The organism is Pseudoalteromonas sp. G5_S1_14_S5 (assembly GCF_054968605.1).
The window spans coordinates 1-19,676 of record NZ_JBQKUM010000084.1 but is presented as its reverse complement, the minus strand read 5'-3'; the positions used below and the strand labels follow the sequence as shown (position 1 = coordinate 19,676).

Sequence of the window (19,676 nt, the reverse complement as noted above, 5' to 3'; positions counted from 1 at the left end):
TGTTTTCGAAATGCTCTAGAAACGAATCAGACATGGAAAAAGCTCTAGATGGATAATAGTTACCAGATATGATCCGTTAAATTAGGAAAGGTTCAAATTTATAATGATCTTGCCTTAGAGTGGGGGGCTGGGAGTGTTTGCAACCTATCACATAAAACAAATTTATCGTAGCGCCTATTTTCGCTGACAACGTGCAGCAAGGTGAAGTTTGTGAATTGTTAGTAGATACAGATTCAGTGTCAGGCAAAGAGGTAGCCCGAGTAGAGCCAGAAATCGCTTTTGTACTGGCTAAGCCTTTACCTGCAAACTCAAATGGCTACAGCGAAGCATAAATCAATGATGCCATTGGATCTTGCCATATGGCACTTGAGTTAATTCAATCTCGCTTTGCTTATGACAGTGGCGCGGAGTTTTACGAGGTTTTAGCCGATTGCTTGGCAAACCAAGGCTTGTTTCTTGGTCCTGAGATATAGAGATAAAGCGTTTGCTGCTGCCAAGGTCGAAGTGGCTATAACTCAAGCTGGAAAAGTACAGGCACTTTCTGGGACCCACCCTAAAGCATTAGCTCAAAATCCCGTTTACTGGTTGATCGATATCATGACTAAGCGTGGAGTCAGTTTTGAAGCGGGCGAGGCGATCATTATAGGGTCTTACTGTGGTGTGGTTGAACTTGACTTTGAAGAGCAACAACCGTTGCTTATGATGGCATCGGAGAGTACCAAGTGACTTTCTCACAAAAGCGCTAGGTTATTTATAAGCTCTATTGATTAAGAAAGCCGCTCTCAAATCTCTGCTTTACGCATAGATGATTGTTTCTCGAAAGGCTATTTACTGGTGAGTAAATAGCCTTTTCTATTATGTGATATTCAATAGAGTTCTTATTGCTTTGCATTGTATTGGGCGTTTAGACGTCTAGATGTTGACAAGTCCTAAGTGTGACATTAGTCTGCTCTCCTTCCTGTTCTATAGTGTTGTCGTTCCATGTCCAATTCAAAAAATTCTAATGCGGTTATTGCTCCTTCGGCAGTGGCGCTTATCCCTCTGATCGTGTTCCTAGCGCTGTTTATTGGCGTAGGTACCTACTTGTCGTTGCAAGGCGTCGATTTTGCTTTCTATCAGCTTCCAGCTCCGATTGCGGCTCTACCTGCTGTGATGTTGGCGCTGCTGTTGAGCAAAGATAAATTGAACCGTGCTATCGAACAGTTCTTGAGTGGAGTAGGTCACAAAGACATTATTGCAATGTGTATGATCTACCTATTGGCAGGTGCTTTTGCGTCGGTTGCTAAGGCTTCTGGTGGTGTGGATGCGACGGTAAACCTTGGTTTGTCGGCAATCCCGACGAGCATGATCCTACCGGGTATCTTCCTAATTTCTGCTTTCATCGCAACAGCAATGGGTACTTCGATGGGCACCATCGCCGCGGTAGCTCCTGTTGCACTAGGCATTGCTGATTCTGCAGGTATGAGCATTCCACTGACAGCAGGCGTTGTTTTAAGTGGCGCGATGTTTGGTGACAACCTTTCTATTATCTCTGATACCACGATTGCTGCAACGCGCTCGCAAGGCTGTGAGATGAGAGATAAGTTTAAAGAGAACATCCGTATCGCACTTCCTGCTGCACTGATCGCGATTGTTATCTTCGCTTTTAACAGCACTGCGACTCAAGTGCCTGAAACGGGTCCTATTGAGTGGCTGAAAGTACTGCCTTACATCACTATCTTGATCCTTGCTGTATCAGGTATGAACGTGTTTGTTGTGCTAACCATCGGTATCTTACTGGCGGGTGGCGTTAGCTTAGGTTCTCTGGAGAACTACGGTTTAACGGATTACGGGCAAGATATCTATGCTGGCTTTGGCAACATGCAGGAAATTTTCTTACTGTCGATGCTAATCGGTGGTTTGAGTGAGTTGATGCGTCGCCAAGGTGGTCTAGCTTTCTTGACGAACCTGGTAAGTAGCATGATTCGTGCGTTTGGATCTTCACACTCTAAGCAAGCGAATGGCCGCGCAAGTGAGTTGGGTATTGTTGGTTTGGTATCTATGGTGAACATGTGCACGGCAAATAACACAGTAGCGATCATTGTCTCTGGTAGTGTTGCTCGTCAATTAGCAGAAGAGAACGATGTATCTCCACGTCGCTCGGCGAGCTTATTGGATATCTTCTCTTGTGTGATTCAAGGTGTTTTGCCTTATGGTGCGCAGGTGCTGTTATTAGGTTCGGTATTTAACCTATCGCCGTTAGAGATCATTTCTAACTCATACTACTGTTTCGCATTGGCTATCGTGGCAGTGATTGCGGTATTCATCAAACACCCTACTCGCCAAACTGCAGCGGCATAATGAAAGCTCTCTTCTAGTAAAAAGGCGCCTTAATCGGCGCCTTTTTTGCTCTTAATATGAAGACCGTCAGTTTAGGTGGCAATCATGAATCTGAGTGCTTCCCACTTAGGCGGATCTTGATTAAAGCAGTTTCTCTAGCTCGTTTGCTGTTGCAACGTTGCTATAACCAAAGCTAAGTGCTGCCATGAATGCGGCGTGGACATGTGCTGCTGGTACTTTAACACCGTTAAACTCCATATCTAAGGTTGTGCAAGCATCATGGGCAACGTGACATTCATAGTCTAAGTCAGTTGCTGCGCGGGTCACTGCATCAATACACATGTGGCTCATCGCGCCAACAATGATCAATCTTTCAACACTTTGCTCTTTCAATACTTTGTCCAGTTCTGTGTCTCTAAAGCTATTGATTTGATGCTTTACGATGACTGGCTCACCTTCTAGCGGAGTCACGCTGCTGTGAATTTGAGCACCATCTGATTCTGGCAAGAAGAACGGAGCATCATCCGTCGGAAACTCATGACGTACATGAACCACAGGAAGTTGCTTGTCTCTGAAAGCTGATAATATCTGTGCACCTTTTTTTGCTGCTTTCTCTGTTTCAGAGAGTGCCCATTTTGCACCTTCGTATGAAGGGAAGTAGTCGTTTTGGAAATCAATAAGTAGTAATGCAGTATTGCTCATAATCCATACCTTTGTTTGTTAATGTCTTGTGGTGTCGGGCTATTATGACTACTCTGTGTTTTTTAACGCACGTCAAAAATGACAGACTATATGGCAATAGTGACAAAATCAGTAAAGGTCGAAATTATCGATTACCCAGGTTCTCTGCAGAGCGCTGTGTTTGGAATAAAAGAATTTCTTCAGATGGCGAATAGCCTTGATTCTGAAAGTGAAACGGTTCGGTTCCAGGTTGAGATTAGGCCTTATGATGACTTATCGGTTTCATCGGCTAACTCAAATGAAGAATCTAAAGCCGATATCATTTTATTGCCGCCAAACTTAGATGGCAGTTACTACCTAGAGCGTGATGATAGGCTAACGGATTATCTGATTAAGTCTCATCAAAAGGGTTCAATATTGTGCTCAGCGTGCGCTGGCGTGTTCATTCTTGCTCAAACCGGATTACTGGAAGGGCGAACCGTCACCACGCACTGGCAAGCTCAACAATTGTTTTCGGAGTTACATACTGGAATCGAAGTGGATATAGACAAAATCCTGATCGATGACGATGACATCATTACTGCTGGTGGTTTGATGTCGTGGATGGATTTGGTTCTGTTTATCCTGACTAAATACACGACGCCAACCAATACGCGTAATTTGGGTAAGTATCTGGTGTTGGATACGGGGTTGAGAGAGCAGCGCTACTACCAAAGTTTTGTGCCTAGCTACGCTCACGGGAATGACAAGATTGTCTCTGTGCAGCGCTTTATTCAAAAGAATCACCACCTTCCTTTGACACTTAATCAATTGGCGGAGGAAGCCTTCATGACGCGAAGAACCTTTATTCGACAATTTACTAAAGCGACGACCTTGACTCCGATTAACTATATTCAACATGTGCGTGTTCAAAGCGCGTGTGAGCTACTGGAAAGTTCCCATAAACCAGTAAACAAATCAGCTACTTAGTTGGGTATGAAGACGTCAATAGCTTCCGAAAAGTCTTTATGAAAATCATTGGTTTAACACCATCAAGGTTTCGCTCTAGATTTTTGTCAGAGGAATGATTTACTATAGATTGATGATCAATATGTATCACTGGTTCGCTCAGTTACTTCGCTCATGAAGTGCTTGAAGGGGAAGTGATCTTTTCTCGAACTTAAATGGACTGTTGATGCTTGCCATTCCTTTACCATTTGTCGCGGTGCTGTTGTTATTAATGGCAGGTGTGCTGCTTCGATGCCGTTACCCACAAACCAATCAAAAGCCATTTTGGTTTATCATTCTCTGCGCGTTGATGGTGACGGTAGTGGGGCTTCGGTGGACGTTTGATATTACGTTGTTCCGTTTCTTACAACCCATTCTAGGTGCCTGTGTTCCTGTGGCGGCTTGGTTATGCTTTGCAGGAGCTCATCGAAGTCAATCTAGTACACATTTGCATTGGCTAGGCCCGATTGCTGTTTTAGTTGGTTCACTTTTCTATGTGTACCTCTGGACTGGAACTCTTGATGTATTGCTGATCTTGCTCTATCTCGGATATGGTAGCTTGCTGCTGAAGTCGTCGCTACGAGTGCCGGAACAAGTGCGGCTGACCGATGTACCGAAAGTGTTGGTTGCTGAACGAGTTGCAGGTGCAATGCTGCTATTCTCGGCTTTGGTTGATAGTGCACTTTCTTTCGACATCTTGCTGTTGGATGCGCAGCACACCAATCTGATCTTATCGATTAGCTACCTTGTCCTTATTCCAGCCGTTGTTTCCGCCGTGATGGTGGTCAGTATGAGCACGCCTGCCGAAGAAAAAAATCAGCAAGCTTTATTTCCCATGTCACAACGCTCGCCAGAAGAGGCGAGCAGCTTAGACAAAGACCAAGCTGAAGAAACTGCTCAGATCATGGCTAAGTTCGATGCATTAATGAGAGATCACCAAGTATTCAAGGATCCTGACCTGTCTCTTAATCGCTTGGCACGAAAGCTGGGCATTCCTGCTCGCAAGATATCGTCTGCGGTTAATCAAATTCACCAACAGAACATTTCGAAGGTGATTAACGCCTATCGAATAGAACACGCTAAGAATCGCTTGAAGCAAACTGATGAAGCGATAACTGAGATCTATCTCAGTTCAGGCTTTCAGACCAAATCGAATTTTAATCGGGAGTTTTCAAGGATAACTGGGCAAACTCCGAGTGAGTTTCGAAGTTCGCCACAAGTGTTAGATTGAGTGTGCTTGCTTTTGGTTTATCAATTCAGAAAGCTAGCGATGTCATTGAAGAACAATTGGTGTAACTGGTCGCGTGATGTACCAATGCCATCTTTACAAATAATGCCATCGCCTGGCATCTCTTCATTCAGCACGGCTATAGCTCCGGGTTTACAGCCTTGAATGAAGCTGAAATGGGTGGCGTTTTCATAGACTTTGTAGAGTCTAGAGTTTAGCGGTACATGTTCGGAAATATAGCCAGACTCTAATGCTTGAGGGAGATCTCCTATATCGATCCCTGCAGCCAGTATCAAGGTTGGCACTTTAATGTCATTTAAGCTGACGATTGAAAAGCTTCGAGCAAGTCCTAAATCAAGGCTGACCACACGTTGAACTCTTGGATCTGAAAGGTCTTTGTTGTTTAGCTCTGCAGCTTGGACTTTGTCTAGCCCTAGCTCTTCAGCAAGCCCACAAGTTCGTGGATTAGGGTATATGAGACAATTCGCCTCAAAGGTTTGCTTATCCATCTTAGCTCCCGCCAATTGCATTACTGTCCAGCCACCCAATGAATGTCCGATTGCTGTAACATTTTCAGCATTGGCAGATTGCTTCCACGAGGTTTCGGATAACAAGTAGTCCAGAGTACGCGATACATCTCGTGGCCTTTCCCACCACTTTGCTGCTTGTTGTGGGGACTGGTCGAAAGAGGTGGTACCCGGGTGATCAGTGGCCGCCACGATGTAGCCTTTACTCGCAAGTTTGGTCGCTAACCAGTTTTGATTGCGCCAGTTTCCTCGGTAGCCATGTGATAGCAGTATTACTGGAAAAGTGCCTGATTGAATGTCTGCATCTTTGATGACTTGTGTACCGATGAAGGCGGGGTTATCGCCAATCAAGGTTGTGTCTGATTTATCAGATGTGGGATACCAAATGACAGTATTTAGCGGGCGATTAGGGTTGTCAGTTAAGGTGACTTGAGTGAATCCGACACCGGAAGCGATGGCTGAACTGCAAAGGAAAAGTAGGGATGTGAACAGTAAATGTGTCCGTTTCATTGTGTTGACTCCAACTGGGGTAAGTGGAGCTAATATGCGCTAAGACTTGGTATCACGCGACCTCAAACACGATCGAGGACGCCCTAAATCGTGTTTTAGTACCTAAGCTAGTGACTTGGTTCTAGTTACCTTGCTCTAGGACGCTTCTCTACCAAGCCGTTTCTTTCTAAGCCACGTCTTAAGCTGCTGCATAGTTTACCGAAGAGACGCAGCTCTTCGAAGTTTGGCCCTTGTCCCATTGAGATGCTCTGCTCCCAGTACATCAATTCTGTGTCGACCATCTCTAGCAATTTCTTAGAGCAACCTGAACAGTTTCCCTTTTGGTCCACAAATGAATGTCTCTGACTCATAGAGCGGGAGTTCATTTTTAACTTCTTCGATGAGGTTCAGCATTGCCGAATTCAGATCCGGTTTTTCGTTGTGATTGGCTTTACGTTTGCTGATGTTTGCGCAGTAACCAAAGAAGATGTTTGTGCATTGGAATGTAGATTCAAAGCAGCTGATGATATATCAAAGGCCTCAAGGAAAGGTGAAGAGGGGCATCCTACACCTCAAAATGAAGTGAACCTTGATGTAGTGCAATAAGCGTGAGATATATCCGAAAGAGGTAGGAAAAACGAGGGCGAAAATGCGGGAAGTGGAAGAAGAGGAGCCACAAATGGTGTGACTCCTTTCATTAAGATTCGTTATTGATGGGAGTTTTTAGAACTCCGCATCGAATTGGAATTCCATCCACTCCTTGGTAATTGGGTGGTGCAAGGCAAGTCTTTCTGCATGTAGGTGAAGACGGTCAGCTTTGTTGCCATACAGACCATCACCGACGATAGGCATATGCAGCCCTTCATCATGTGAACAGTGAACGCGTAACTGGTGTGTGCGTCCTGTTTTAGGGTGCAGATAAACTTTGGTGGTCTCTTGATTGCGTTCAATTACTTCCCATTTAGTTTCTGCAGGTTTGCCGTGTTCGTAGCAGACAATTTGACGAGGACGATCGTACAGGTCACCACGCAGAGGTAATCGAACATAACCCTCATCTTCGGCCAGAACGCCTTCAATCATCGCGACGTATCGCTTCTCGACTTCACGAGTAATGAACTGCTTCTGTAGGCTTTTGTTGGCGCGTCGAGTCAGGGCGAATATTAGAATGCCAGAGGTCGCCATGTCCAAGCGGTGTATCACGAATGGTCCTTCCACATCGGGATGCATTTCCTGAACGCGAGTGTAGGCAGAATCTTTGATGGTCTTGCCTGGTACAGAAAGGAACCCTGCTGGCTTATGTACTACAACGATATGCTCATCTTGAAAAAGAATATCGAGCTCTTTGCCTTCTGCCGGATTTTCTAACAACGGGTTTGGATCCACTTCAAGGCCTTTCATCATATGGCCAAGTATTGGTACACATTTGCTTTGACAAGAAGCGTAGTATTTCTTGTGTTTGCGGATCTCCGATTTTGGAGAGCGGCCCCACCAAAATTCAGCTAATGCCAATGGTGTGTAACCGTTCAAGTACGCGTATTGTAGCAATTTAGGCGCAGCACATTCACCAGAGCCTGCCGGTGGTATTTTATTTGGCGTGTTTTCAAAGATCTGGTTAAGGTCTTCGACATTGCCTTCCGCATTTTGGAAAGCGTATTGTGAAAACAACTTGTGTTGAATCTGATGAGAAAGGTGCGCTCTTCGCTCTTTTAATTCAGCCAATTGAGCCGTAAATACATCTACCTTGCTTTGTAGCTCGTTTAGGGTTTGTTCCCAATTAAGCTTCAGGTATTTCTGTTGGTTTTTATCTGCAACGCTGGCTTTGCTGAGCTCTTGGTTTAGTTGCTCAAAAGCTTGCTCATCAAGATTCTCTTTACCTTGCTCTCGTTGCTCTTTGCGAATTTTACGACCTTCAATGATCAACAAGCGTTGAGCTTCGATTTCTTGCTCTGCCTGCGCTTTTTGCTGTGCTAATTGTTCGCACAACTCAAGGTATTGAGCGTTAACCTGCAGAGCTTTAAATTCGGCGTTTACCGCCATCATATCTGCGGTTTCTTGACGGAAAAAGCTGTCACTGCTCAGCATGTCGAATACCGGTGGAACAAAGTGCGGCAGTAGGTTTTGATCGGCGATTTTCCCTGAGAATGCAGAGAAGTAACCAAGTTCACCTTCAGGGCTTCTTACTAGTAATACACCAAACATCTTGCCGCGACCTTCGTCAGAATCCAGCCCGAAGTCGTGCTGCCAATCGGTTTGGGTTTCTAGATATTGTTGAAGCTGGTGAGACGCAATTTCACATAATGGATGCGGTTCATAGTAGAACGGAAAGGTGAAACGCTCAGGCAACGAATATGACTCGATCGGCTGTTGAAAGCGAGTGAAGCAGTGCTCAGGTGTATGGCTGTTCTCTGAGTCGTGCGTTGGTTTTGATGAGTGCATATAGTCGTCTTACTTGATGGTGATAAATGGCTACGAGTCTACTGTGCTTTGAGAGCTCAAATACAGTATAAGGCAGGCGATTCTACTCTTTATCTAAAAGCGCCTCAAATAAGAAATCGCACCGTGGTTATACAGTAAACTTGATTGCTCGCATAAGGTTGGAGTGCTCAGGGGATGAATTCAAATTAATGATTGGTCTCTCGTTTTTCATCATCGAGGACTACTTACTAATGGAAGAGTGCTAGGCTTGCTCGCTTCGTGTTCAAAATAAGGTAACGTTATGATTCCACTCAATACTTCGATTGTGGCTGGTGTCGCTCTTTCTGAGATCGACGGACAAACGAAAATGCTATTAATGAAACGCGTCAAGGGCGGCTATTGGTGCCATGTTGCTGGCTCGATTGAAGCGGATGAAACTGGTTGGCAGGCAATCGTACGCGAATTTGAAGAAGAAACTAAAATCGAAGCGAAAGAATTGTATAACGCTCAGTTTTTGGAGCAGTTCTACGAGGCGAACGTTAATGTTATTCAACTTATCCCGATCTTTGCTGTGCTTTGCCCGCCAAACCAAGCGGTAGAATTAAACCATGAACACATTGAGTATCGATGGTGCAGTTTAGAGGAAGCGAAAGCGCTAGCGCCATTCCCTAACCAACATGCGGTTTATGATCATATCTGGGCATACTTTGTTGATACGCCAGCTAACCCACTTTATAGAGTAGATGTGGGCTAGTCTTGGTTTACTGGATGTTGAGTAACGAGTCCTCAATAAGCCTAGCGCAATAGCTAAATGCCACAGATGCTGAGCCTAAGACTTACCAAGATATGGGGTTAAAAAGGCACTTGCTTGTGCTTGGCATAACCCCATGTCAACTTTCACACCATGCGACTCCAGTATTGCTACACCGCGGCCGTTGTTGCGAGGATCTGGATCGAGCATAGCAACCACAACGTGTTTTACACCGGCTTCAACCAGAGTGTTAGCACAAGCTGGTGTCCTACCGACAAAAGAGCACGGCTCCAATGTCACGTAAGCTGTTACGCCTTCCATATCGCCATCATAGTGATTCAGTGCCTCGACTTCAGCGTGGTTCCCACCAACCTTTTGTGTGTAACCAACAGACACTACTTTATCGCTCTTCACCAATACACACCCCACTGGAGGATTTGGTTGACAGTCGGGTAGGGCTTGGCGCGAAGCTTCAAGTGCTTGCAGCATGTATTGTTGGTTCATGGTTGTTACTCAGTATGACGAGAAGAAGAAATCGTTTGTTACCGCGTGCGGTTTAGCTAATAAGTTAGGCATGTTCGATCTGATTGGGTTATTAGTCAATGATTTTAGCTTTGAAGCTGTTCGATAGTTAGCTGTCAGTGATAGTTAACTTTAGCCAATGGTTAACTGTGGCCAATGAGTTAGCCAGTTTTTAGATTGGACTCGTTGATCAAATACGTCCCGACCGCGGTTCGGGTTTGGCGTTATTTTCAAATTGAACAAGCTCTCTAAACCAAAAGCCGATATACACTCGATACGTCCATGGCAGTTTTTCTTTACTGCGATAGCGGTTTCTTTCTCAGGCCAGTAACTCATTGCATCTAGCGTACTTTGATAAGGTTTATCTTGGTTTCGAGTATGCATGTTGGCTTGATTACGAACTTGCCAGTTGAGTTCAGGTAGCCGCTGTTTCAGCTGAGCTTCGTAATCTATGTCCGATTGGTAATCATAATCACCGCGATCAAAGTAGATCACATCAATATCGTTGAGCGGCGTGGGGCTATCAAAGCCATGCAAGTGATCCCAAACTAGATTCCTTACGAAGCCTGCAGCGACATAGCATTGTGGTAGAGCTAATTGAGCCACGCATTCTAAGATTTTGGTTCGCAGCGGATCTTGTTCGATCAAGGCTGCGATTTGGTTGGTCAATGCTTGGGTCATGATGGTGTGGTCACATCGGTCACTTGATAATGGCGTGTCACGTTCTTAGTTATCTTGCCCCAGTCAGAGGTTTTGACTCTATTTTGGTGGGCCTCAAACGCTTCACGGTTAGTGAACTCTTCATATACTTCAAAGCGGTTTGGCTGCAGTGAGCTTTGGCTAACACGAAATACAATACAGCCCGGCTCAGCCAACGTGAGCTCCTTATGAATGGTCAGTGCTTGTATAACTGTTTCTAGATCATCGTCTGGTACGACAATATGCCCTTGTAAAATCACTTTACTGATTGTTGTGTCCATTTAAGTCTGCCTATCCTTTGTTAATCGTGTTGCCTCTCATCAACATAATCCCATTTTGATTATGTGTCGTATAGACCAATGTAAATAAAAAATAGACTCAACTCTCCCTAGTTATGGTTACGGTGTAACCTTAGTTGATGAGGGTATAATAATTTGGGAACTAAATCCTCGATGTTCCGGTCTATTAAATGGGTATCATAGAAGTGTATTGATACTGAAATGAGTTTGTCATCTGAGAGATCTAACCTTTAATAGGTAGAACGGCTTGTTGGATTAAATTGAGCCACAGTTGATATCTAGGTCATATTTTGATGTAAATGGTACTTAGAACTCTTTATATTTTGTGATTTGTATCATTGATCTGGCCATCAAACACCGTTAGATTCGAATGGTTGGCAATAAAAAGCTCATGAAGAGCAGCTAAATGAAAAGGAAAAATACCTTATGAAAAAAATGAGAAGAGCACAGCTTCATCGCATTCGTATCCAATACTGGAAAGACACTTCGAAAGAAGCTTCAAAGAAATAAGCTGTACATATCAAATAATAAAGCTAAAAACTTACAAAGCTGAAAGGCTTTCAAGCACAGCCATCAATGGCTACAAAATGAAACAAACCGATTTCGATAGCACTCTCAATGACCTTCATCTGGTCGGTAGCTAAGAAACCATCCCTCAAAGAGCTGGCAGGCATTGATAACAATGCAATTTAATGTCAGCTCATTAATACCTCTCAAAGCAAACCTCTTACACAGTTAATCTGTTACCTAGCATACTCTCTACTTATTACAACGATTCCACACCCAAGCTCCAAACAGAAACTACGGGCAATAAAAAAGCTCCTGATTTCTCAGAAGCTTTGATTTCATTATTTACGCATCACGCGATAGGCTTTGTAACCTGTTATTGGAACAGTGTCTTTAGGCTTACATCGTCCGTTCTGTTTAACTTAAGGCTCAGTAGATAGCCACCAATACCAAGCAAGACGTAAATACTCAAAGATAAGACAGAGACGTCAGAGAGTGCACTGAACGGGTTACTTGCCGTAAGTACTTTCATCGGTAGTGAAGCGATAACAGAAAAGAAGTCATTGATGCCATAGAAACCGAACAGTGCGATAGCCAGCCATTTGATTGCAAAGCTTGAAACAAAGATCACAAGCAATGGCGAATTAACCAGCTGCGAGATCGCCAGTGTCATTGTCGCTAACGGTAATAGCACCAAGGCAACTAGCAGCATTCGAGCAAAGAATACCAACCAATTGGTGATCACATAAAATAGTGATTGCTGTTCTACTAATAGCGCCAGTTGTTGTTCGCTAGATACGTTTAGAATCCAGAATAGAACATCGGCAAATAGAACTAATAGGGCGCAGATAGCGGGTATCACCACTAAACCAAAGCCTAGCTTCACACCGTGAGTCAGAGCATTCGATACCGGCATGCTTCTCCAAAACATTGAGCTGCCTTCTTGGCGCTCTTTACGCAGTGTTTTTGGGATATACAGCGTTGAAAGCAGCAGTGAAATTAAGCCCGCGCCAAAGTAGATCACTGAGTTAAGGTCTTGTGCAAATTCTCTATGGATGTCGCTCACATCGCCGTTAACTTCCATCTGGAAGAAAAACTCATGCTGTGCCGCGCCATTAAAGAACAGACTCACGAACAGTAACAAACCACACAACGCAACGAATAGAGGTAATCGAGTATTGATTTTGTGCTCGATAAGTTCTTTTTCTAGCATGTAAAAACTTGGGTGCATTATGCCTTCTCCGTCTGTGTTGCAAGGAATAGGTCGGCAAGACCAACGTTGTAGATGTTACCTAGTGATTCAACTTGTGGTTTGTACTGACCTTCCAATAACCATTTAGTCGTTCCTAGCCCCGGTTGTGAAGTGAGTGGTTTCAGTTTTTGAATGTCGCTTGAGTGGTTGTTAGCAACTTCGATAATGAAGTAATCACTCTCGATCGCTTCCATACTTTTCTGCAGCACGCAGCGTCCTTGTTTGAGAATAAGTACATCTGTCAGTAGATGTTCGATCTCAGAAACCTCATGGCTAGCAATGATCATCGCACGCTCCCCATCGTGGAACCATTCCAAAAGGTGGCGGTAGAAGGTGTCTCGGTAAATCAAATCTAGGCCAAGTGTTGGCTCATCCAAGATGAGCACCTGAGTGTTAGTTGCGATGATGATCGCAAGGTGAACTTGTACTTTCATCCCCTTAGAGAGCTGTTTGATCGTGGAAGAGAGTTTAATGTTCGTGCTACTCAGAGTTTGCTCGGCTTTTTGTCGGTTGAAACTCGGGTGTACGCCTTCGGTGTAACGAAGTAGTTGTTTGATTGTCATCCATTCAGGGAGCACATTCACATCAGAGATGTAAGATAGGTGCTGCATGAGCTCTGCATGCTGGTGGATTGGGTGGTAGCCGTTAACTTCAATTTCACCCTGATAGTTATGCCCACCAAGCAGTGACTTGATGAGAGTCGATTTACCAGCGCCATTATGACCAAGCAAGCCAAGCACCTGTCCAGGTTTTAGTTCGAAGCTGATGTTCTCTACACCCACTTGATTTGAATAAGTTTTAGTGACGTTTTTCGCGGAAAGTAAAGTACTCATGACTTGTCCTTTATATGTTGTTCTAGCTGTTTCACGAGTTCTTCGACACTCATATCAATGATGCCTAGCGTCTCAGCGATGGCTGGGATCTGTGTGTTGATGAAAGTTTGGTGTGCGGACTCTTTCAGTTTTTGAAGTGCACCTTCGGCTACATACATACCTTGGCCTCGCTTCTTTTCAACCAAGCCTTCATCAACCAGTAACTGGTAGCTTTTCATGACGGTAAGGTGGTTGATTTTAAGATCAGCAGCAACAGCGCGCACAGAGGGCAGGGCCTGTTGCTCTAGCCAAATACCTTGCAGAATCTGGTCGCTGATCTTAGTAGCAAGCTGCCTAAAGATCGGTTGGTCGTCTTTCCATTCGGTCATAATTAAAACTGCATGGTGATATACATGTGTATAACACTAACCTTTTTATTCGTATTGGCAAGACTTTTATAAAAATTAATAGAATATTTTTATGGTCGGATGTTCAGTAAAAACAACGTTACTATATAGCACTCCGTACTGTGGTGTTGAGTTCATATGTTGCACATTAATGACAAAAAATTGGTCTGGTTTACCAAGTATTTGCCAATAATCATCATCATCTTTTCTGCGATCATCTTGAATATGGCGATGCGATGCTTGAACATAAGCTCCATGCATCTTGTGAGTTTGGCTCGTCCAAATCTACCGCTTCCGTACCGAATGAAAAGCCACCCCCTACAATAATATTATTCGATAGGGCTTTGCTATAGCCAAAGGTTGCCAGTTCTTGATTCCGAATAAATGTCACACCGACCTCAATAGAGTTGTCGCGGTCACCTGCGAGTGCAGACAATGGTAAGAAAGTTGTAACGATAGCGAAGGCAGGTAAGATTAAGTGGTTCTTTTTTATGATTCTCTTTCTCATTTTGTATGGACTAAAGCAGTCTACAAAATATCTAAGCTCAAATATGAGTCGCTAAAAGGTCACATTTGAGCTGAACAAGAATTGATATAAAGAACTGGTAACTAACTGAAATATTGAGACGAAGGAGAGATTTTATGAATGAGAAGTCTACTCCTGCTGAGTGTTAATAGCTCGACATGTTCAGCAGCTTTTTAGGCCAAATACACGATGCTTGAGCCTATACTCGCCACTATTGTTCATTCGCCATCTCAAGTGAATAACACTGACTTATCGAAGGAATAAAAACTTACTTTCGACTTCATTTGAAGGGATTGGTTTACTAAACAAGAACCCCTGCAGATATTGGTAACCACAGTCGACTAAAAAGTCCTTCTGTGTTTCTGTCTCAACACCTTCCGCGACTACTTTTAGCCCTAATTTGTCACAGATAGCTTGGGTTGCTTGAACAATGGCTTTGCTGCCTTTGTGTGACCCGTGCACAAAACTCTTATCGAGCTTGACAGTACTAATAGGTAGGTCATGCAACATAGATAGAGAAGAGTAACCAGTACCAAAATCATCTAGATGCAACTCCACACCCAACTTAGCAATGTCGCATAATGCTTGTCTAACTTCGCCATGTTTGAAAATCATGGATGACTCAGTGAGCTCAAGGGCGATGCTCTGAGGTTGGATATTATAGAATTTGAGCATTGCAGATAGTTGGTCTGCAAAGGTTGCATGCATTTGAATACTCGAGATGTTGATACTCATCATTAGTTGGTTATCAAATTCTCGGTGCCAAATAGATAGCTGCTTAAGCGCGGAGTTGAGCACCCACTTTCCAAGCGGGACAATCTGACCTGTTTCTTCTGCTAGAGCGATAAACTCGTCAGGTCTAATGTCCCCTAAATCTGTATCTGACCAGCGTAGCAGTGCTTCAAATCCTTTCACTTTATCACTGCTGATATTCATGATCGGTTGGTAGTGCAGTTCAAGAGCTTCATTCTCTAGAGCGTGAGCTAAGCGATGGCGAATTTCTACTTTCCGATGAAGCTCACGAGCTAAACTAGGTGTGAAAGTTTGGAAGCGGTTACGTCCGTTGGCTTTTGCCATGTGCATTGCCATGCCCGCTTGTTTTAGTAATGACTCTTGGTCTACGGCGTTATCTGGAAAGTTTGCAGTACCGATGCTGCAACCCACAGACAGAGTACCAATTCCACTGATGTGAAAACTTCGGTTTAATGCATCAATAATGCGTGTGCAAAGCAGAGGAATGTTTTGATTTCGACAGGCGTGAGCAATCACGATGAACTCATCGCCACCAAAGCGACCAATCATGCAGGTTTCATCAACTAACTGTTTTAGGCGCTCACCGACTTGTTTTAGCAGTTGGTCTCCCACGCTATGCCCATAGGTGTCATTGACGAGCTTAAAGCCATCGAGGTCAACAAACATCAACTCAAAAGGGGAGCGGTAGGCAATACTGGTTTGTAGTAAGTTGGTGATCCCTCTGCGGTTATGAAGCTCTGTTAAGCAATCGTGCTCCGCGTTGTACCTGGCTTTTATCAGCTTTTCTTTTTGCTTGGTAGTACAGGTTAGGTCTAACAGTAGCTCACTCTTGTCGAACAGCCACTTACCCTGAACGTCAAAGTGATGGGTTTTGTCACCTATGGTACAGCTCACTTCTTCTAGGATCTCCTGGCCCGTTCGTGCTGAAAATAGCTAATGGGCTGCAGTTTCTTCGCTGGAAAGAAAATCGGAGAGGGTGGTAAACGGTGAGCCATAGTTTTGATTAAACGCAGAGTTAGTGCTTACTATCTTACCTGAACGGTCAAATAGTAGAGAAAGGTTCGCTCCGCCTGAGAAAGCGAGCTCCTGCTTAAGACTGCCTTCTTCGGCAACAACTTGAACTAACATGCCCGTTCGAGCATCAGGTAAAGGGATACCAGAAAACTGGCATAGTGCGCGTTTGGCTATGTATTTGGGGGCGAAGTTCCACCATGTTTTGATGCTTTCACCACGTAGAAATTGTCTTTGATACTCTTCGAGAGTCGCCTCTATTGCCTTTGACATCTCGACACTAAAGTCGCGTGATGTCAGTTCAAACAAAGATTCCGCCTCCCACAAAGGAAGAGCACTCTGGTTTGCCCATGTGATTCTTTTGTTATCGATGTCATATATCCAAATAGGACACTTTAGGTACTCGAATGATTGATAACTTGTCATCATGCTGGACTCCACGTGAGGAAGTTTTAGTTGGATGCCACCGAGCAAGCAGGCCTACTTCGGTGACTTATTAATACAAATCAAACCCTCTCCGTATTAGTGAGAAAGGTGTGTTTATAGGTTTAATTAGCGGATGATCTTGGTCACTTTCCCTTCCGGAGTTGTTTCGATGATATAACCTTTTTTATCATCGAAGATTTCACCATCAATAAAATGCCATCCATTTGGCTTCTTTATGATTTCCTTAGGGAAGTTCCCATCAAACATAGAATGATTTGGATAGACCGTTTCGATAGCTTCGAATAGGAGTTGCGCTATAAAATTCACAGTCAAAGACCATTTTTTGAATAATGCTGTTTTGCGGAGCGACCTGAATATCAATCCAAGAACTCACCTGAGATTGAATCTTTTTTATCGTTTCTTGCTTATCGCTATCAGCAAGTAATGGTGCTGAAAATAAAGCAGACGCAGCCAAACAGTGAAAGCGGTTTATTCATTTTAAGAGGGGCCCTCTAAGGAGTGATTAAATGACAGACTACAAAACGAGCTATTGATGTAGTGAATGTTACTTGAAGTGGTAATGACTTTATAGGAAGGAATGGGGGAGCAGAAAAGGAAAGTGCTGATGAGTGAAACAGGTGATCAGTTTCCTTTCGTGGTCAGCCGAACTTTCTGGTTTTTTTATCTAAATGGAGTCTACTCCTTGGTTTTATAAACTGCGGTGTGACTGATTAAAAGATGGTTGATTTGATTGTTTTTTGTAAACAATTTTAATGTAAGTGTGGGTAAGAAAATAAAGCAAGTGTAAGTGATTAGGATGAGATACGACATCAAATGCAATCGGTGTCAGTTTGCGGATCCTATGTAAATCGAGGCTTGCAGGCGATTTGATGTCTGATTTTGTAAACGTAGATGTACAAATATGATTATTATGTTTTGCGTACGGTAAAGTCTTGACTTTAATAACAATATTGATGATATATGAACAGTATATATACTGCCCACGCTTTTAATAAATACTGGTGATAGATATGTCGAAAACCAAAGTACTCATTGTCGAAGATGATCAAGAGATCGCTCGTTTAACCACACTCTACCTAGAAGCGGAAGGGTATGAAGTGAGCGTCGTTCATGAGGGAAACTTGGCACTTGAAGCTATCCGAAGTATTGAACCTGATTTGGTGTTGTTGGACCTTATGTTACCAGGTATGAGTGGCGCACAAATTTGCCGGGAGGCTCGTGAGTTTTACAATGGATTAATCCTAGTGTTGACTGCTTCTGCAGATGAAATGAGTGAAGTAAGCTTATTTAAGTTCGGTGCTGATGATTATGTGGCTAAGCCGATACGAGGGCATGCATTGTTGGCTCGAATCGAAGCTCTGCTGAGACGTGCAACGCCGGTTACAACAACGGCGAAAACGGTGTCAGAGAAACAGTGTGAGATCGCCATTAATAGCGCAGCCCAAAGTGCCACTTTATACGGACAAAACTTGAATCTCACATCCGCAGAGTTTGAGATTTTGAATCTTCTCGTTAAGAATGTCTGCCAAGTCGTTACCCGGGACCAATGTTGCCAGCTATTCCGAGGAATAGATTATGCGTTTAACGATCGTTCGATTGATATGCGAGTATCTGGTTTACGCCGAAAGCTGCGTGTTCACGCAAAAGACAAACAGTTTATACGCACGGTACGTAATAAGGGGTATATGCTGGTTGCTTAAATTTATTAAAGAGAAGCTTCGCTCTGTTTCTATTTTTGCTCGGCTCTACCTTGGTATTGTTACAGGGATGTCGACGACAATCTTTTTGTTTCTACACTTTGGTGAAGGACATATGAGAAAAACAGAGATTGAGACTTTTCTCAATGATGGGTTGTACTTTGTCGAGCAGTATATCCAACAACGAGACAAAGAAGATTCGCTCTACAAGCAACTCGATAGAACAGGTCATCAACAGTTTTTTATTTTCAATTTACGGCTGTTAGACAATTGGTCGGGAAGAGCCCCTTGTCAACGATGCGAGTTACATACCATCTTAAATGGTGTGCCTATTTATCTCAGCGAAAACAATTTGTACGCGGCCGTGTACCAACTCCCGAATTCCAAGTATAGCTTTGCATTCTATGAAGTCGGGGATTTTTTTTCGCCTGAAATTGAATGGTATGAGGATTCAGAGCGACACTTTTTAATTGGACTTCTGCTTGCGGTCATCATTGTGATTGGAGCAAGTATTTACTTACCGGTTAGAGGCTTTCAAGAGAGAATTGAGTCGTTAGTTGAGAAGCAGAAACAGTTTGGTAAAGGTAAACTTAGTACGCGTTTTGAGACTGAAGATATTCATCCTGTTTCGGAATTGGCTAGCAGTTTTAATTGCATGGCTGAAGAGATAGAAAGAAAGGTGAAAGAGAGCCATATATTTGCTCAAGCAATTCCTCATGAAGTTCGAACTCCGTTGAGCCGAATACAGTTAGCGACTGATATACTGAGGCGAGGAGCGCCTGAGCAGCATCAAGCTCTTTTCGATGATATCGATAGCTATGTGGATGAGATTAACGAGCTCACATCAGAGATCATTATGCTCTCGAAGCTGAATGTTATTGACAACTCCTTCTTCGAGTTGGTGAAAGAAAGAGCGAGTTTACTTGAATATTGTTTAGATCGAATTCGTTATTCCGAGTTGGACAATGTGACCTTTGAGTCAAAGGTGAATCAAGACAGTACGATAAAGTGTGACTGCTCCATGGCTCGTTTGGTGTTTGATAATATCCTCAAGAATGCTGGCAACTATACTAAAGACCAGGTTTGGCTGACTTTAGATGAAAACTCGGAAAGCTGGCTAGTGGTCGTTGAGGACAATGGGCTTGGTATTCCTGAGGAGCGTCGTGATGAAGTCTTTGTTCCATTTTCTCGCTTAGACTCGAGCAGAAGCGCTTCAACCGGCGGTTTTGGATTGGGGCTTGCTATTGCAAACTCTGCGGCTAAGAAGTTAGGTTGGAGTATCAAGATCGATGGTAGCAGTCATGGTGGGGCTAAATTTACGATTGTAATTTCTAAGGCGGATTAACC

The 19,676-nt window shown here is 43.7% G+C and carries 22 protein-coding genes; 8 read left to right on the top strand and 14 right to left on the bottom strand.

Annotation, left to right across the window (positions count from 1 at the left end):
• Window positions 1-456: 456 nt before the first annotated feature.
• Complete coding sequence (locus ACTRWI_RS19155; RefSeq protein WP_499133364.1) at window positions 457-726, top strand: hypothetical protein; 270 nt, start codon at window positions 457-459, stop codon at window positions 724-726.
• Window positions 727-981: 255 nt separating this feature from the next.
• A complete protein-coding gene (locus ACTRWI_RS19150; protein ID WP_499133363.1) occupies window positions 982-2,340 on the top strand; it encodes a Na+/H+ antiporter NhaC family protein in 1,359 nt (452 codons plus the stop codon).
• Window positions 2,341-2,460: 120 nt separating this feature from the next.
• On the opposite strand, the gene ACTRWI_RS19145 is transcribed toward ACTRWI_RS19150, so the two are convergent.
• Window positions 2,461-3,021 (bottom strand): cysteine hydrolase family protein, encoded by a 561-nt coding sequence (locus tag ACTRWI_RS19145; RefSeq protein WP_499133362.1) that lies wholly within the window; start codon window positions 3,019-3,021, stop codon window positions 2,461-2,463.
• 90 nt (window positions 3,022-3,111) lie between these two features.
• On the opposite strand from ACTRWI_RS19145, the gene ACTRWI_RS19140 reads away from it, so the two are divergent.
• The 3 genes from ACTRWI_RS19140 (at window position 3,112) to ACTRWI_RS19130 (ending at window position 5,218) form a co-directional block, all read left to right on the top strand.
• Window positions 3,112-3,969 carry a GlxA family transcriptional regulator gene (locus ACTRWI_RS19140; RefSeq protein WP_499133361.1) on the top strand — a complete coding sequence of 286 codons (858 nt, stop codon included), beginning with the start codon at window positions 3,112-3,114 and terminating at the stop codon, window positions 3,967-3,969.
• Window positions 3,957-4,067 (top strand): hypothetical protein, encoded by a 111-nt coding sequence (locus ACTRWI_RS19135; protein ID WP_499133365.1) that lies wholly within the window; start codon window positions 3,957-3,959, stop codon window positions 4,065-4,067. Before ACTRWI_RS19140 ends, ACTRWI_RS19135 begins: the two co-directional genes overlap by 13 nt.
• Before the next feature lie 107 nt (window positions 4,068-4,174).
• Window positions 4,175-5,218, top strand: coding sequence for a helix-turn-helix domain-containing protein (locus ACTRWI_RS19130; RefSeq protein ID WP_499133360.1), 1,044 nt, complete (start codon window positions 4,175-4,177; stop codon window positions 5,216-5,218).
• A 20-nt stretch (window positions 5,219-5,238) separates the two neighbouring features.
• On the opposite strand, the gene ACTRWI_RS19125 is transcribed toward ACTRWI_RS19130, so the two are convergent.
• From ACTRWI_RS19125 to ACTRWI_RS19115, 3 genes are all read right to left on the bottom strand, one after another.
• Complete coding sequence (locus ACTRWI_RS19125; RefSeq protein ID WP_499133359.1) at window positions 5,239-6,252, bottom strand: alpha/beta hydrolase family protein; 1,014 nt, start codon at window positions 6,250-6,252, stop codon at window positions 5,239-5,241.
• Between the two features lie 125 nt (window positions 6,253-6,377).
• Window positions 6,378-6,602: a hypothetical protein gene (locus ACTRWI_RS19120; RefSeq protein WP_499133358.1), complete on the bottom strand. Its 225-nt coding sequence runs from the start codon at window positions 6,600-6,602 to the stop codon at window positions 6,378-6,380.
• A 352-nt stretch (window positions 6,603-6,954) separates the two neighbouring features.
• Window positions 6,955-8,667: an RluA family pseudouridine synthase gene (locus ACTRWI_RS19115; protein ID WP_499133357.1), complete on the bottom strand. Its 1,713-nt coding sequence runs from the start codon at window positions 8,665-8,667 to the stop codon at window positions 6,955-6,957.
• A 280-nt stretch (window positions 8,668-8,947) separates the two neighbouring features.
• Here ACTRWI_RS19115 and ACTRWI_RS19110 point away from each other — a divergent pair, with 280 nt between their 5' ends.
• Window positions 8,948-9,400: an NUDIX hydrolase gene (locus ACTRWI_RS19110; RefSeq protein WP_499133356.1), complete on the top strand. Its 453-nt coding sequence runs from the start codon at window positions 8,948-8,950 to the stop codon at window positions 9,398-9,400.
• A gap of 75 nt (window positions 9,401-9,475) precedes the next feature.
• Here the strand turns inward: ACTRWI_RS19110 and ACTRWI_RS19105 are convergent, their stop codons facing one another.
• The 10 genes from ACTRWI_RS19105 to ACTRWI_RS19060 all read right to left on the bottom strand — a co-directional run bounded on the left by ACTRWI_RS19105 (window position 9,476) and on the right by ACTRWI_RS19060 (window position 16,938).
• Window positions 9,476-9,901 (bottom strand): bifunctional diaminohydroxyphosphoribosylaminopyrimidine deaminase/5-amino-6-(5-phosphoribosylamino)uracil reductase RibD, encoded by a 426-nt coding sequence (locus tag ACTRWI_RS19105; protein WP_004740054.1) that lies wholly within the window; start codon window positions 9,899-9,901, stop codon window positions 9,476-9,478.
• Between the two features lie 150 nt (window positions 9,902-10,051).
• A complete protein-coding gene (locus ACTRWI_RS19100) occupies window positions 10,052-10,600 on the bottom strand; it encodes a nucleotidyltransferase family protein (protein WP_499133355.1) in 549 nt (182 codons plus the stop codon).
• Complete coding sequence (locus tag ACTRWI_RS19095) at window positions 10,597-10,899, bottom strand: putative quinol monooxygenase (RefSeq protein WP_216604878.1); 303 nt, start codon at window positions 10,897-10,899, stop codon at window positions 10,597-10,599. Before ACTRWI_RS19095 ends, ACTRWI_RS19100 begins: the two co-directional genes overlap by 4 nt.
• Window positions 10,900-11,800: 901 nt before the next feature.
• Window positions 11,801-12,655: a hypothetical protein gene (locus ACTRWI_RS19090; RefSeq protein WP_499133354.1), complete on the bottom strand. Its 855-nt coding sequence runs from the start codon at window positions 12,653-12,655 to the stop codon at window positions 11,801-11,803.
• On the bottom strand, window positions 12,655-13,509 hold the full coding sequence (locus ACTRWI_RS19085; RefSeq protein ID WP_499133353.1) for an ABC transporter ATP-binding protein: 855 nt from the start codon (window positions 13,507-13,509) through the stop codon (window positions 12,655-12,657). Before ACTRWI_RS19085 ends, ACTRWI_RS19090 begins: the two co-directional genes overlap by 1 nt.
• Window positions 13,506-13,877 (bottom strand): GntR family transcriptional regulator, encoded by a 372-nt coding sequence (locus ACTRWI_RS19080; RefSeq protein WP_004740059.1) that lies wholly within the window; start codon window positions 13,875-13,877, stop codon window positions 13,506-13,508. The genes ACTRWI_RS19085 and ACTRWI_RS19080 overlap by 4 nt, the downstream gene beginning before the upstream one ends.
• Before the next feature lie 232 nt (window positions 13,878-14,109).
• Window positions 14,110-14,403, bottom strand: coding sequence for a hypothetical protein (locus tag ACTRWI_RS19075; protein ID WP_499133352.1), 294 nt, complete (start codon window positions 14,401-14,403; stop codon window positions 14,110-14,112).
• A gap of 267 nt (window positions 14,404-14,670) precedes the next feature.
• Window positions 14,671-16,068 carry a putative bifunctional diguanylate cyclase/phosphodiesterase gene (locus ACTRWI_RS19070; RefSeq protein WP_499133351.1) on the bottom strand — a complete coding sequence of 466 codons (1,398 nt, stop codon included), beginning with the start codon at window positions 16,066-16,068 and terminating at the stop codon, window positions 14,671-14,673.
• Between the two features lie 39 nt (window positions 16,069-16,107).
• Window positions 16,108-16,614: a hypothetical protein gene (locus tag ACTRWI_RS19065; RefSeq protein ID WP_499133350.1), complete on the bottom strand. Its 507-nt coding sequence runs from the start codon at window positions 16,612-16,614 to the stop codon at window positions 16,108-16,110.
• 123 nt (window positions 16,615-16,737) lie between these two features.
• The gene (locus tag ACTRWI_RS19060; protein WP_499133349.1) at window positions 16,738-16,938 is read right to left on the bottom strand and encodes a hypothetical protein; all 201 of its coding nucleotides are present in this window, start codon (window positions 16,936-16,938) and stop codon (window positions 16,738-16,740) included.
• A 704-nt stretch (window positions 16,939-17,642) separates the two neighbouring features.
• Between ACTRWI_RS19060 and ACTRWI_RS19055 the strand changes: the two genes are divergently transcribed.
• Window positions 17,643-18,332, top strand: a complete 690-nt coding sequence (locus ACTRWI_RS19055; protein WP_499133348.1) for a response regulator transcription factor — start codon at window positions 17,643-17,645, stop codon at window positions 18,330-18,332.
• Window positions 18,325-19,674, top strand: a complete 1,350-nt coding sequence (locus ACTRWI_RS19050; RefSeq protein WP_499133347.1) for a sensor histidine kinase — start codon at window positions 18,325-18,327, stop codon at window positions 19,672-19,674. The genes ACTRWI_RS19055 and ACTRWI_RS19050 overlap by 8 nt, the downstream gene beginning before the upstream one ends.
• Window positions 19,675-19,676: the final 2 nt, after the last annotated feature.

What these genes read in the sequence shown, in the direction of transcription:
- ACTRWI_RS19150 (WP_499133363.1), top strand. Translation starts at nt 982, where the DNA reads ATGTCCAATTCAAAAAATTCTAATGCGGTTATTGCTCCTTCGGCAGTG.
- ACTRWI_RS19145 (WP_499133362.1), bottom strand. Translation starts at nt 3,021, where the DNA reads ATGAGCAATACTGCATTACTACTTATTGATTTCCAAAACGACTACTTC.
- ACTRWI_RS19140 (WP_499133361.1), top strand. Translation starts at nt 3,112, where the DNA reads ATGGCAATAGTGACAAAATCAGTAAAGGTCGAAATTATCGATTACCCA.
- ACTRWI_RS19130 (WP_499133360.1), top strand. Translation starts at nt 4,175, where the DNA reads ATGCTTGCCATTCCTTTACCATTTGTCGCGGTGCTGTTGTTATTAATG.
- ACTRWI_RS19125 (WP_499133359.1), bottom strand. Translation starts at nt 6,252, where the DNA reads ATGAAACGGACACATTTACTGTTCACATCCCTACTTTTCCTTTGCAGT.
- ACTRWI_RS19120 (WP_499133358.1), bottom strand. Translation starts at nt 6,602, where the DNA reads ATGAGTCAGAGACATTCATTTGTGGACCAAAAGGGAAACTGTTCAGGT.
- ACTRWI_RS19115 (WP_499133357.1), bottom strand. Translation starts at nt 8,667, where the DNA reads ATGCACTCATCAAAACCAACGCACGACTCAGAGAACAGCCATACACCT.
- ACTRWI_RS19110 (WP_499133356.1), top strand. Translation starts at nt 8,948, where the DNA reads ATGATTCCACTCAATACTTCGATTGTGGCTGGTGTCGCTCTTTCTGAG.
- ACTRWI_RS19105 (WP_004740054.1), bottom strand. Translation starts at nt 9,901, where the DNA reads ATGAACCAACAATACATGCTGCAAGCACTTGAAGCTTCGCGCCAAGCC.
- ACTRWI_RS19100 (WP_499133355.1), bottom strand. Translation starts at nt 10,600, where the DNA reads ATGACCCAAGCATTGACCAACCAAATCGCAGCCTTGATCGAACAAGAT.
- ACTRWI_RS19095 (WP_216604878.1), bottom strand. Translation starts at nt 10,899, where the DNA reads ATGGACACAACAATCAGTAAAGTGATTTTACAAGGGCATATTGTCGTA.
- ACTRWI_RS19090 (WP_499133354.1), bottom strand. Translation starts at nt 12,655, where the DNA reads ATGCACCCAAGTTTTTACATGCTAGAAAAAGAACTTATCGAGCACAAA.
- ACTRWI_RS19085 (WP_499133353.1), bottom strand. Translation starts at nt 13,509, where the DNA reads ATGAGTACTTTACTTTCCGCGAAAAACGTCACTAAAACTTATTCAAAT.
- ACTRWI_RS19080 (WP_004740059.1), bottom strand. Translation starts at nt 13,877, where the DNA reads ATGACCGAATGGAAAGACGACCAACCGATCTTTAGGCAGCTTGCTACT.
- ACTRWI_RS19075 (WP_499133352.1), bottom strand. Translation starts at nt 14,403, where the DNA reads ATGAGAAAGAGAATCATAAAAAAGAACCACTTAATCTTACCTGCCTTC.
- ACTRWI_RS19065 (WP_499133350.1), bottom strand. Translation starts at nt 16,614, where the DNA reads ATGATGACAAGTTATCAATCATTCGAGTACCTAAAGTGTCCTATTTGG.
- ACTRWI_RS19055 (WP_499133348.1), top strand. Translation starts at nt 17,643, where the DNA reads ATGTCGAAAACCAAAGTACTCATTGTCGAAGATGATCAAGAGATCGCT.